Origin of the sequence: Phenylobacterium sp., from assembly GCF_004799395.1 — a bacterium.
GTDB lineage: Bacteria > Pseudomonadota > Alphaproteobacteria > Caulobacterales > Caulobacteraceae > Phenylobacterium.
In genome coordinates this window covers 1-12,269 of sequence record NZ_SSMZ01000235.1, presented here as the reverse complement: position 1 = coordinate 12,269, position 12,269 = coordinate 1, and the positions used below count along the sequence as shown (strand labels likewise).

The 12,269-nt window shown below is 68.8% G+C and carries 11 protein-coding genes; all 11 read right to left on the bottom strand.

Features of this window, described 5'->3' with window-relative positions:
- Positions 1–4: 4 nt before the first annotated feature.
- The gene (locus tag E8A12_RS14750; RefSeq protein WP_293370100.1) at positions 5–544 is read right to left on the bottom strand and encodes a MarR family transcriptional regulator; all 540 of its coding nucleotides are present in this window, start codon (positions 542–544) and stop codon (positions 5–7) included.
- 74 nt (positions 545–618) lie between these two features.
- On the bottom strand, positions 619–978 hold the full coding sequence (locus E8A12_RS14745; protein WP_293370097.1) for a DUF4282 domain-containing protein: 360 nt from the start codon (positions 976–978) through the stop codon (positions 619–621).
- Positions 979–1,077: 99 nt separating this feature from the next.
- Positions 1,078–1,965: a sulfite exporter TauE/SafE family protein gene (locus tag E8A12_RS14740; protein ID WP_293370094.1), complete on the bottom strand. Its 888-nt coding sequence runs from the start codon at positions 1,963–1,965 to the stop codon at positions 1,078–1,080.
- A 177-nt stretch (positions 1,966–2,142) separates the two neighbouring features.
- Positions 2,143–4,233, bottom strand: a complete 2,091-nt coding sequence (gene flhA / locus E8A12_RS14735; protein WP_293370091.1) for a flagellar biosynthesis protein FlhA — start codon at positions 4,231–4,233, stop codon at positions 2,143–2,145.
- Positions 4,234–4,244: 11 nt separating this feature from the next.
- Positions 4,245–5,615, bottom strand: coding sequence for a sigma-54 dependent transcriptional regulator (locus tag E8A12_RS14730; protein WP_293370089.1), 1,371 nt, complete (start codon positions 5,613–5,615; stop codon positions 4,245–4,247).
- 28 nt (positions 5,616–5,643) lie between these two features.
- Entirely contained in the window at positions 5,644–6,000 is a 357-nt protein-coding gene (gene fliN / locus E8A12_RS14725; protein WP_293370086.1) for a flagellar motor switch protein FliN, read from the bottom strand.
- 10 nt (positions 6,001–6,010) lie between these two features.
- On the bottom strand, positions 6,011–6,685 hold the full coding sequence (locus tag E8A12_RS14720; protein WP_293370084.1) for a flagellar assembly protein FliH: 675 nt from the start codon (positions 6,683–6,685) through the stop codon (positions 6,011–6,013).
- The gene (gene fliG / locus E8A12_RS14715; RefSeq protein ID WP_293370082.1) at positions 6,685–7,710 is read right to left on the bottom strand and encodes a flagellar motor switch protein FliG; all 1,026 of its coding nucleotides are present in this window, start codon (positions 7,708–7,710) and stop codon (positions 6,685–6,687) included. The genes E8A12_RS14720 and fliG overlap by 1 nt, the downstream gene beginning before the upstream one ends.
- Before the next feature lie 2 nt (positions 7,711–7,712).
- Entirely contained in the window at positions 7,713–9,362 is a 1,650-nt protein-coding gene (fliF, locus tag E8A12_RS14710) for a flagellar basal-body MS-ring/collar protein FliF (protein ID WP_293370080.1), read from the bottom strand.
- Positions 9,363–9,495: 133 nt separating this feature from the next.
- A complete protein-coding gene (locus tag E8A12_RS14705) occupies positions 9,496–11,778 on the bottom strand; it encodes a serine hydrolase domain-containing protein (protein ID WP_293370078.1) in 2,283 nt (760 codons plus the stop codon).
- A 100-nt stretch (positions 11,779–11,878) separates the two neighbouring features.
- Positions 11,879–12,269 (bottom strand): C13 family peptidase (locus E8A12_RS14700; protein ID WP_293370076.1); only part of this gene is annotated, 391 nt, incomplete at its 5' end.

Genomic DNA, 12,269 nt, shown 5'->3' with positions numbered 1-12,269 from the left:
GGGCCTAGGTCGGCGCGCTGTCTCGGCCGAGTCCTTCGCGGCTGAAGTGGATGATGCCGTCGCGGGCGAGCCGGTTGGGGGCCAGGTTGTCGACCACCTGCATCAGCACTCGCGCGGCCGAGCGGCGCTCGTGCTCGGGCACGCTGTCCATCAGCCGATGATTGAGGTTCAGCACCAGGCCCAGCGCCTTGGCGTGCGTCTCGCGACCCTTGTCCGTCAGGTCCAGCACCACATGGCGCCGGTCACGGGCCTCGGCGTGGCGCTCGACCCAGCCGGCCGCCACCAGCTGGTCGGCGATCCGCGTCAGCGTCGTGCGCTGCATGGCGGTGAAATTCGATAGTTCGGTCATCGTGCTGGCGCCGAACCGCTCGAGGACGCCCAGCACCCGATAGCGGCTGACGTTGAGGCCGAGGGCGCGCAGAGCTCCGTCGATCCGGGAGTCCCGGAACTGGTAGATGGCGACGACCAGGTGCAGGAGATAGTCGTCGACGGCGAAGGGGAATTCCTCCGTAGGATCAATGGAGGCGAGTGTGGTCTTCGGCATGAAGCCTATATCCGGTGATTTCCTGGCGACTGCCAAGAACAATGTTCCGTCGATTGTGTTCCGCCGCGTTGCGACTACGGCGTGCGCTTGCGTTCGGCCTCGACGTCGGCGCGCAGCACGGCCAGATCCTCGCTGATCTTGAAGATCGCAACATAGAACTCGCAGAACGAACGCCACAGCAGCACCAGGGCGCCCATCACCAGCAGGCCGCCGACCACCACCGGGATCGCCAGCAGCAGACCGAACGGGAAGGGGTCGCGGATCGCCACGCCGACCGCTGCGCCAATGGTCCCGAAGGCGCCGAGCGAAATCAGCGCCAGGCCCGCCCAATAGATGACGTGGATCACCTGATTGGTCATCAGGTGCTCGAAGGTGAGCAGGTCCCAGAGGACCGCGGAGCCCGCACTCTTGGGCCGATTGAGAGGTCGCCGCATCCGTTTCCCAAGACTCTTTCGGAGCATCGATCCGGCCCCGGCCCGCACCGCTACCAGCCCGGGCGGGCGGCGGCAATGGCGGGCGGCCCGGCTGGGCGGTCAGGCCGCGGGCTCCTCGGTGACGGCGACGGTCGGGGCGGATCGGCCGGTCGCGGCCGCGTGCAGCATGGCGGCCCCGGCATAGGTCACGACGGCGACGACGCCCCAGCGGAGCAGCTCCAGCGGCAGCGAGCGGACGATGAAGGCGGCGATCAGCACCGCGGGGACGCCGCCCAGGGCCATGCCAAGCACCAGCGAAAGGTTCAGCGGCCGGGAGGCGACGATCCTGGCCCCGCTGGTCACCATCAGCAGCGCCGCCGAACCCATCATGATCGGGAAGGCCGCCCGCGGGTCCATGCCCAGGAGGCTGATCAGGATCAGCGTCGGGGCGAAGTTGCCCACCCCGAGGTTCATCAGGATTCCCAAGAGGAAACTGACGCCGACCACCAGGGCGAAGGCGACGGGCGGCAGGCTGGTCGCCACTCCGCCGTGCGGCATCAGTCCGAGGTTCGAAAGCGCCAGGGTGGTCGCTGCGATCAGCAGGCCCAGGCCCATGGCCAGCCGGATCGGGGTGATCGGCAGGCGCGCGGCGATCGAGACGCCAAGGACCGCGCCCAGAACCGAAGCGGCGATCGACAGCCCGAGCAGCAGCGGGTCCACCTGAACGGCGGTGATGAAGACGAAGCCCTCGGTGGCCGCCGCCAGGGCGTAGCCCGAGATCATGGTCGCCGGGATCAGCTCGTCCGGCACGAGGCGGCGGACCTTCATGTAGGCGGTGGTCGGCGCAAAACAGCCGATGCCGAGCGCATCGAAGAAGCTGGTCACGGCGCTCATCGCGAGGCCCTCGAACGATGGGGCGGTCGGCCGTCGGCGGAGCGCCGCCGCCAACGCCAGCAGGAAGACCGCGCTCGCCAGGGCCAGGGCGGACAACAGCAAGATCAGGATCATGACGGCCGGAGCCCCTTGCGCGCCGCGGATTTCACGGCAGCGTCGCACGCCGCGGCGGCGCACGGAACGGCCTCAGGGCGCCTTCTTGAGGCTGGGCGCCGGCGGGCTGGGCCTTGAGAGGTTCTCAATTGACGGCTCAACCAGCCCTCGCCGATCCGGGCCCGCCCGGAAAGAGGCTCAGATGGTCCCGACGGTCTTCAGCTTGGCGCGGGGATGGACCTCGTTCTGGCTCATCACCGGGGTCTGGCCGCGGAAGCGCTCAATGATCGAACGGACGTAGGGGCGGATGGTGGGGCTGGTCAGCAGCACCGGACTGTCGCCGGCGAGGGCGGCGCGTTCGAACACCTCGCGCACCCCGCGCACGAAGTCCTGCAACCGCGACGGCGCGAGCGCCAGCTGGCGGTCCTCGCCCTGGCCGACCAGGCTGTCGGCGAAGGTGTTCTCCCACTCCGATGTCAGGGTGACGATGGGCAGGGCTCCGTCGTCGCCGCGGTAGGCGAAGGAGAGCTGGCGGGCCAGCCGCGCGCGGACCTGCTCGACAAGCATGGTGACCGAGGAGGTGTGCGGCGCGGCCTCGCCGATGCCTTCCAGGATCGCAGGCAGGTCGCGGATCGAGACCCGCTCGCGCAGCAGGGCCTGCAGCACGCGCTGGACCGTCGTGGCGGTGACGATGGAGGGCACCAGATCCTCGACCAGCTTCTTCTGCTCGCCCGGCAGGTCCTTCAAGAGCTTCTGGACCTCGGAATAGGAGAGCAGGTCGGGCATGTTCTCCTTGAGGATCTCGGTCAGGTGCGTGGTGAGCACCGTGGCCGGGTCGACGATGGTGTAGCCGCGGAAGGTGGCTTCCTCACGCAGGTTCTCGTCCACCCATGTGGCGGGCAGGCCGAAGGCGGGCTCCTTGACGTGCTCGCCGGGCAGCTCGACCTGACCGCCGCGCGGGTCCATGGCCATCATGTGGCCAAGCCGCACTTCGCCGGCGCCGGCCTCCATCTCCTTGATGCGGATGCAGTAGCCCTGCGACGGCAGGCGCATGTTGTCGAGGATGCGGACGCTCGGCATGACGAAGCCGTATTCGGAGGCCAGGGTCTTCCTCAGCGCCTTGATCTGGTCGGTGAGCCGGCGGCCCTCCAGGTCATTGATCAGGCCCAGCAGGCCATAGCCCAGCTCGATCTTGATCTCGTCGATGGCCAGCGTCTGGGCGATGGGCTCTTCCTGAGCTTCGGCCATCGGCTTGATCTCGACCGGCGGCGGCTCCATGGCCTTCTGCGAACGGCGCCAGGCCAGGGTCCCAGCCCCAATGGAGATCGCCGCGAAGGGCAGGATCGGCATTCCCGGCACGATGGCGATGATGCCGGCGGCGGCCGAGACCATGCCCAGGCTGACCGGGTTCATGGCCAGCTGCGTGACCAGGGCCTTGTCCGCCGAGCCTTCGACGCCAGACTTGGAGACCAGGAAGCCGGCGGCGATGGAGATGATCAGCGCCGGGATCTGGCTGACCAGGCCGTCGCCGACGGTCATCAGCGTATAGGTCGATGCGGCCACGCCGATCGGGATGTGATGCTGCAGCACCCCGATCAGGATGCCGCCGATGATATTGATGGCGACGATGATCAGGCCGGCGACGGCGTCGCCGCGCACGAACTTCGACGCGCCGTCCATGGCCCCGAAGAAGGTCGATTCCTGCTCCAGCTCCTTGCGGCGCTTCTTGGCCTCGGTCTCGTCGATCAGACCCGCCGACAGGTCCGCGTCGATGGCCATCTGCTTGCCGGGCATCGAGTCCAGGGTGAACCTGGCGGCCACTTCGGCGATCCGGCCCGAGCCCTTGGTGATGACGACGAAGTTCACGATCACCAGGATCGCGAAGACGATGATGCCGATGACGAAGCTGCCGCCGGTCATCAGCTTGCCGAAGGCTTCGATGATATGCCCGGCGCCGTGGACGCCCTCGTGGCCGTGGCCGAGGATCAGCCGCGTGGAGGCGATGTTCAGCGACAGGCGGAAGAGGGTGGTGACCAGCAACACCATGGGGAAGCCGGTGAATTCCAGCGGCTTCTTGATCAGCAGCGAGGTCATCAGGATCAGGACGGCGCTGGTGATCGAGATCGACAGCAGCATGTCCAGCAGGAACGCCGGGATCGGCAGGATCAGCAGGACGACGATGCCGACGACGCCGATGGCGAGCCCAACCTCGCCACGCGCCACCCAGCCCAGCATCTCTCGCGGGGTGGGAGTCTGGCCGTGCCGGGAGGGAAGGGACGCGTCAGCCACGGGTCAGCTCATCAGGCGGCGGACGCCGCCCCCATCTGAGGCGCGGGCACCGAGACACCGGCCTCGGTGTATTCCTTGAGCTTGTTGCGCAGGGTGCGGATGGAGATGCCAAGGATGTTGGCCGCATGGGTGCGGTTGCCCAGGCAGTGCTCCAGGGTGTCGATGATCAGTTGCTGCTCCATGGCGGCGACCGTCTGGCCGACGTAGGAGCGGTTGGCGGTCTCGGCGGCGAGGGACGCGGCCTGGGCGGCGCGCGCGCCGGGGTCGGCGGAGGCCAGGGGCTGACCGTCCGGCAGGCGGATGGCGTCCTCTTCGATCTCCGGGCCGCTCGCCATCAGCACTGCGCGGTGCATGGCGTTTTCCAGCTCGCGCACGTTGCCGGGCCAGCGGTGGGTCGCCAGACGCCGCTTGGCCTCGGCCGAGAGCGGTCGCTCCGGCATGCCGTTGGCGGCCGCGTACTTCTTGATGAAGAACTCGCAGAGCGCCAGCACGTCGCCGGGCCGGTCGCGCAGCGACGGGATGCGCAGGTTCACGACGTTCAGGCGGTAGAGCAGATCCTCGCGGAAGGTCCCGTCGCGCACGCCCTGGGCCAGGTCGCGGTTGGAGGTGGCGAGGATACGGATGTCGACCTTCACCGGCTTCGCGCCGCCGACCCGGTCGATCTCGCGTTCCTGGATGGCGCGCAGCAGCTTGGCCTGCAGGCGCGCGTCCATCTCGCTGATTTCGTCGAGCAGCAAGGTGCCCCCGTTGGCTTCCTCGAACTTGCCGATGCGGCGGGCCACGGCGCCGGTGAAGGCGCCCTTCTCGTGGCCGAACAGTTCGCTCTCCAGCAGGTTCTCCGGGATCGCGGCGCAGTTGACGCTGATGAACGGGCGGCTGGCGCGGCGCGACTTCTGGTGGACGTAGCGGGCGATGACTTCCTTACCCACGCCGCTTTCGCCGGTGATCAGGATCGAGGCGTCGGAGGGCGCGATCTGGTCGGCCATGGTGATCACCGCCTGCATCGACGGGTCGCGGACGACCATCGGGCGGTTGTCGTCGGCGACGGCGGCCAGCACAGCGGCGATAAGCTCGGCGTCCGGCGGCAGCGGGATGAACTCCTTGGCCCCGGCCCGGATGGCGCCGGCCGCGCCGTCCGCGCCGGCTCCGACCCCGCAGGCCACCACCGGCACCCGGATCCGCTCCGCCTCGTTGGCGGCGATCAGGCCGGCGATGTCGAGCTCGTAGTCGACCATCATCAGGTCGGCCCCTTGCCCTGCGCGCAGCGCATGGGTGGCAGCCTCGATGGTCTCGACGTGACTGACCTTCGCGCCAGCGCTCATCGCCATTTTCACGGCGGTGGAAAGCTGTCCGTTCAATTTTCCGACGACTAGAAGCCGCATGGATATTCTCCCTCAGACAACCGTGGCCTCAGGCCGCGTTGTCGCCGTCCTTGATGATTTCCGTCATGGTCACGCCCAGGCGCTCGTCGACGATGACGACCTCGCCGCGGGCGACCAGACGGTTGTTCACGTAGATGTCGATGGCCTCGCCGACCTTGCGGTCGAGCTCCAGGACGCTGCCTTGGCCGAGTTGCAGGAGCTGGGCGACCGACAGGCTGGCGCGGCCGAGCACCGCGGAGATGTTCACCGGCACGTCGAAGACCGGCGCCAGGTCCGTGGCGATCTTATCCTCGTCGCTCATGGTCTCGGCGAGCATGCCTTCGCCGGGCGCGAACTCGTCCAGTTTCAGCTCTTCGGCGGTGTTGGGATCTGGCGTTTCGGACATGGCCTGGCTTTCAGGGCTCTTGGGTGTCTGGGGCGGAGGCTCCGCCGCCAGGGATCAGGGGTTCGGCATGCAGGCCCTCGGCGGCGAGCGCCGCGCGCAGGGCCTGGGCGACGCGCTCGGCGGCGGCGGCGGGGTCGAAGCTGGCCGAGCCGTCGCCGAAATCGAGGGTGAAGGCGTGGGCGCCGACGCCGGGGGTGGCGCGCACCTGGATCGCGCCGGGATAGCCCACGGCCTGGGCGGTCTCCTCCAGAACGGCCTGCAGACCTTCCAGCAGCTCCGGCTCGGCGGTCACGATCAGTCGCGGAGCCGCCTCGACCTCGCGGGCGAGGGACTCCAGGGCGGCGCGGACGGGGGCCTGCGGGAACTTGTCGAGAGCCGCCGCGGCGATGGCGCGGCCGCAGGCCAGCGCCAGATCGGCCGAGCCGACCCGGTGCTCGTGAGCGACAGCGGCGAGGCCGGGCAGGGCCTGCTGGGCGGCGCGCCCGATGTCGGCCAGCGCCTCGGCCTGGCGATTGGCGATGCTGGCCATGGCGCGGGCTTCCCCGGCTGCCTCGGCGGCGCCCTTGATCTGCTCGACCTCGTCGGCGCTGAAGGAACGCTTGGGCCGCGGTGCCGCGGACAGCACCGCGCCCGTCGGGTCGAAGACCGTGCCGAACAGGAATTTCTCGTGAGCGGGACCGGTCATCAGTACACCAGCTCGTCGTCGTCGCCGCCGGCGCCGACCAGGACGATCTCGCCCTTGTTGGCCAGGTCCTTGGCGACCTGCACCATGGCCATCTGCGCCTGCTCGACCTCGCGCAGGCGGACCGGGCCCATGGTCTCCATGTCCTCGCGCATGATCTTGGCGGCGCGTTCGCTCATGTTGGAGAAGAACATGTCGCGCAGGGAGTCCGAGGCGCCCTTCAGCGCCAGCGCCAGCTGGTCCTTCTCCACGGTGCGCAGCAGGGTCTGCACGCCGCCCGGATCGAGCTTGGAGAGGTCCTCGAAGACGAACATCAGGGCCCGGATACGTTCGGCCGCCTCGCGGTTACGTTCCTCAAGGGCCGTGATGAAGCGGGTCTCGGTTTGGCGGTCGAAGGCGTTGAAGATGTCGGCCATCATCTCGTGGCTGTCGCGCTTGGACGTGCGGGCCAGGTTCGACATGAATTCGGTGCGCAGGGTCTGCTCGATCTTGTCGAGGATCTCGCGCTGCACCGGCTCCATGCGCAGCATGCGGGTCACGCACTCCAGCGCGAAGTCCTCGGGCAGGCAGGTCAGCACGCGCGCGGCGTGCTCCGACTTGATCTTTGACAGCACGACCGCGACCGTCTGCGGGTATTCGTTCTTCAGGTAGTTGGCGAGCACGGCCTCGTTCACATTGCCGAGCTTGTCCCACATGGTGCGGCCCGCCGGACCGCGGATCTCCTCCATGAGGGTGTCGACCTTGTCCTCCGGCATGATCGACGCCAGCAGCTTCTGGGTCATCTCGACGGAGCCGGTGATGGCGCCCGAGCCCATGCCGGAGACGAACTCCACCAGGAGGTCCTCGACAACGGACGAGGTGACCTGGCCCAGACCGGCCATGGCCTGCGAGATCACCTTGATCTCCTCCTCGTCGAGGCCGCGCCAGACGCTGGCGTGGTCTTCGCCCAGCGCCAGCAGCACCACCGCGGCCTTTTCAGGCCCAGTGAGTCTGGAGAGTTCGGCGACGCCCTTGGGTTTCAGCGCCATGGTCAGGCGGACTCATGGAGCCAGCCGCGGATGATCGCGACGGACTCATCAGGGTGCTTGTCGACGAACTCGGCGACGCGCTTGACGGAGCTGGCCTTCACCTGGCCCTCGATGCGCGCGATATCGATCTTCTGCTCGAGGCCCTCGTTGACCGGGCCAGACAGCATCTGCTGGCCGGTGGCCGGGTCGACGGTGATCTGCATCGGCTGGCCGTCGGGGCTGGTGACCATGCGGGTGACGCCCTGGCCGCCGACCATGGCCATCGGACCGCCGCCGCCGCCCATCGCGCCCTTGAGCAGCGGGCGGACGATGAACAGCATCATCAGGATCGCCACGATGCCCATCACGCCCAGTTCGGCGGCGCGCATGATGTCGTTCTTGTCGAAGCCCATCAGCGGGTTGGCGGCGGTGACGCCGTCGGGATCCTCGGCGGTGGGGAACTTGACGTTGACCACCTTGACGACGTCCCCGCGGCTCTGGTCGTAGCCGACGGCGGCCTGCACCAGCTGTTCGATCTGCGCCATCTCGGCGGCCGAACGCGGCGCGTAGGGACCAGGCTTGCCCTTCTTGTCGGGCGCGCCATAGGCGCCGTCGACGGCGACGGCGACGGAAATCTTCTTCACTGCGCCCGGCTCGGAGACCTGGGTCGTGGTGGTCTTGGTGATCTCGTAGTTGGTGGTCGATTCCTGCTTGCCGCTGGCGTTGCTGCTGTCGCCGCCCTGGTCGATGGAGGCGCCGCCCGGGACCTTGGCCGCGGACGAGGCCTGGGTCCCCTGGCCGGGCGTGGCTTCCTTGGAGTTCTCGTCGGTGGTGCTTTCCGAGCGAACGACCTGGCCGTCCGGGTCGAAGGCTTCCTTCTGGGTGGTGATGTGGGCCATGTCGACGTCGGCGCTGACGTTCACGCGGGCCTTGCCGGCGCCGACGATGCCCTCGACCAGGGTCTTCACCTGCTTGGCGATGCGTTGCTCGACTTCGCTCTTGCGGCCGTCGGCCTCGGCGGCCATGCCGGTGTCGCCGCCGGACAGCGTCTTGGCGTGCTGGTCGATGACCGTGACGCGGTCGGGCTTCAGATTGGGCACGGCGCCGGCCACCAGGTTCTGCACGGCGCGGACCTGGTCGGGTCCGGGCTCGCGGCCGCCGACGCCCAGGCTCACCGAGGCTGAAGGCTGGTCGGCCTCCTCCTCGAACAGCTGGTGCTTGGGCAGGACAAGGTGGACCCGCGCGGCGGTGATGCCGTCCAGGCCCATGATGGTGCGGCCGAGCTCGCCCTCCAGGGCGCGCTGGCGGTTGAGCTGCTGGACGAAGTCCGTCTGGCCCATGGCGTTGGTGTTGTCGAAGATCTCGTAGCCGACGCTGGCCGCGGTCGGCAGGCCCTTGGACGACAGCATCAGCCGCGTCGAGGCGACCTGGTCGCGGTTCACCATGATGGTCGAGCCGTCGCCCTTGACCTCATACTTGATGTTCCCCTGGTCCAGCGCCTGGGTGATCGTTCCGGCTTCCTTGAGGTCGAGGTTGGAATAGAGCAGGGCTTTAGGCTGGCCCAGGCCTGTGGTGATGGCGAACAGAGCGGCGGCCACGCCGGCGCCGATGCCAAGGATGGCGGCGAGCCGTCCGATCCCGAACCTCTGAAGCGCAGCCAGGATCTGGTTCAACGCCGAGCCCTTCCGAAAAACCCAATTGGCGGACGGGCGTGTCGTTCTTGCCTACCGCTAGGCAGGATTTACCCAGTGCTTGGTAAACGCGGGGTTTAGACGCTCGGCGAATGCTTGGCCTTGGCCGCGCGGCTCAGCCGCTCCAGGGGCTGAGCGCGCCCCAGAGCGCCAGGTCGACCGAGAAGGCGGCGTAGACGAGCACGGTGAGGGTGAAGAAGGCCTTGCGCAGGGGGCTCCAGCTATCGACGCGCCGCCCGCCGCGCCAGATGGCCGGGAGCACCAGGACCGTGGTGGCGGTGAGGCCCGCCGCCACCAGGGCGCAGGCCGAGGCGGTGATCATCAGCACGCCGGGCCAGCGGTACATGACCTCGGCCTGGTCGCCGCTTCTCGACAGCCACAGTCCGAACAGTCCGAACGCGACCAGCCAAAGCACCGCCTGGATGTTCTGCACCAGGCTGGCGCGGGTTTGGATCTGGTTCTCGCGGAACTCGCGGCGGTTGCGCACGCCGACCCCGATCAGGGTGATCAAGGCGGTGAAGCCCGCGAGCGCGGTCAGGAGCTCCAGGATCGTGGGCTCGCGCCAGAACGGCGCGCGCTCGAAGACCTGAGTCCCGTTGGCCACGTGAAAGGCGCGCGCCCCGCCTTGGGCAAGGTCGAACGCGATCCGCTCGGACCCCTGCGAGGCAATGAAGCGGCCGTCGTCCGGCGGACCCTCGGGCACGAAGGTGCGCACCCCACCGGCGTCGCTGACCGTCAGCTGGCCGCCATGGCTCACGTCGACCGCCGCGCCGCTTTTCAACTGGTCGACGAAGCCCTCCAGGCCCGAATAGGCGCGCCGGGTGGTCTGGTAGTAGCCGGCGAAGTCGCCGCTGCGCTGGGCCAGCTCCGGAGAACCCGCGCGCGGGAACGGTTCGGGCGCGGCGTAGAAATGCTGCACGATCAGCTCCGGGAAACGGGTCGCCAACGGTCGGCCGGTGGCGGTGTTCGTGGAGATGAAGACGCCGAGGTTCAAATCCGGAATCACCACCATGTTGGAGAAGAACGACAGCGTCGCTCCGCCATGGCCGTACCCGCGATGGCCGCCGGGCAGGTCGAACACCATGAAGCCGTGCGCCCAGCCGTTGATCCCCTCCGGCGTCTTGCGCAGCGGGGTGCGGAAAGCCTGGGCCGTCGTGGGGTTGTAGATGGTCGTCCCGTCGATCTGGCCGCCGGAGAGTTGCATCAGCATGTAGCGCGCCATGTCGCCGGCGGTGGACGAGCCCGCCCCGGCCGGCGCGATCTGGCCGATGAACTCGTAGTCGCGGCGCGCGAAGCCCAGCGGCGTCCAGCGGTAGCCGTCGGAGACGTCGCCGGCCAGGGACGCGGACATGGGCGCGGGCAGCCCCGCCTTGGCGTCATGCGGCTCGCGGAAAGTGGTGTGGGCCATGCCGAGCGGGTTGAGGATCTCGTCCTCGATCAGCCGCTCGTAGGGCTTGCCCGAGGTGTAGGTGACCGCCTCGCCAGCCAGCGCGGCGCCATAGTTCGAATAGCTGGAGACCGCGCCCGGCGCATGCACCCGCTTGGGCCGCTCCTGGCGCAGGTAGAGGTCGAGCGGACGCACGCGGCCGTAGTTCCGCTCGAACAGCTGGCCGAGCGCGCGGTCTTCGAAACCCGCCGAATGGTCCATCAGGTTGGCGACGCGGACCGGCTGGTCGTAGCCCTGGTCCTTCACCTGGACCTTTTCGGGCAGGTAGAGGTTCACCGGTTGGTTCAGGCGGATGCGGCCGGCCTCGACCTCCTTCATCAGGGCGATCCAGGTGAAGGTCTTGGAGATCGAGCCCACGCGGAACAGGGTCTTGTCCGGATCGACGGCGCGTTGCGGGTTCAGGCTGGCGAAGCCGTAGCCCTTCTTCAGGACAACCTGGCCATTCTGGACCACCGAGACCGTGACGCCGGCGATGTGTTCGCGGGCCATGGCGTCCTTCAAGAGGCCGTCGGCGAAAGCTTCCAGCTCGGCCGCCGGTATCGCCTGCCCGGCTGATAGCCGGGCGGTCGGCGCGGGCGGGCCGGCTGGCTGCGGCGGAGGCGGAGGCGCTGGAGCCGGCGCGGGCGCCGCGGCGACGCCTTCATCGGCGGGCAGCGCCGGCGGCGCAGACTCGGCGTGGACGATGGGCCCCTGGGCGGCGGGGACCGTCGCGGGCTTCGGCGGAGCTGCCGCCGTGGCCGGCGCCGTCGCCGTCGCCGCAGGCGTCGCGACCTTCGGCTTGGGCTTGGCTGGCTTCGGATGCAGCTTGATATAGGGGATCGGCGCCTTGGGCAGGCTGGGCGCCGGCGCGGCGTGTTTCTCGGGCGGGGCGGTGTCGTCCTGTGCGAACGCGCCGGCCTGTGGGGCGAGCAACAGCACGGCTGCGGCGACGGCGAAGACGATTGACCGCATCGAGAACCCTGGAGACTGGAGCGGAACGCTCAACCGGTTGTAGGCGCCGCAGCGAGTCATTCCAAGCTTGCAGCGCGGAGCGCGGGCCAGCCGGGACGCCTCAGTTTCGTTTGGGTCCGCCCGAGGCCAGGGAATACAGCGGCAGCATGGGCCGCAGAGCCGGGCCGATGAACAGTTGCGGCTCAGACGGCGGCTTCATGCCCTCCTTGGTCTCGCGCGCGGCGACGCAGGCCTGCACGCCGGTCCCCAGGATGGCGAAGTTGGATACGTTGGGCAGGGTCTCCAGCACGCACTGGTCGAAGTAGGGATATTTGTCGGCCTCGCCGCAGCCGAAGGACGAGCGGTCGGGCCGAGCGGCGGTGAGCACCATGCGATTGGGGCTCGCCAGGGCGGGAACGAAGACGCCGGAGAAGCAGGCCGAGATGATCACCACGGTCGGCCGCTTGCCGCAGGTGTTGTCGACCATGTTGGCCAGCACACCGGGCGGCAGG

Excerpts from the sequence above, each read along its gene's own strand:
- E8A12_RS14720 (WP_293370084.1), bottom strand. The coding sequence starts at position 6,685 with ATGACCGGTCCCGCTCACGAGAAATTCCTGTTCGGCACGGTCTTCGAC.
- E8A12_RS14750 (WP_293370100.1), bottom strand. The coding sequence starts at position 544 with ATGCCGAAGACCACACTCGCCTCCATTGATCCTACGGAGGAATTCCCC.
- E8A12_RS14730 (WP_293370089.1), bottom strand. The coding sequence starts at position 5,615 with ATGCGGCTTCTAGTCGTCGGAAAATTGAACGGACAGCTTTCCACCGCC.
- E8A12_RS14745 (WP_293370097.1), bottom strand. The coding sequence starts at position 978 with ATGCGGCGACCTCTCAATCGGCCCAAGAGTGCGGGCTCCGCGGTCCTC.
- fliN (WP_293370086.1), bottom strand. The coding sequence starts at position 6,000 with ATGTCCGAAACGCCAGATCCCAACACCGCCGAAGAGCTGAAACTGGAC.
- fliG (WP_293370082.1), bottom strand. The coding sequence starts at position 7,710 with ATGGCGCTGAAACCCAAGGGCGTCGCCGAACTCTCCAGACTCACTGGG.
- E8A12_RS14740 (WP_293370094.1), bottom strand. The coding sequence starts at position 1,965 with ATGATCCTGATCTTGCTGTTGTCCGCCCTGGCCCTGGCGAGCGCGGTC.
- E8A12_RS14705 (WP_293370078.1), bottom strand. The coding sequence starts at position 11,778 with ATGCGGTCAATCGTCTTCGCCGTCGCCGCAGCCGTGCTGTTGCTCGCC.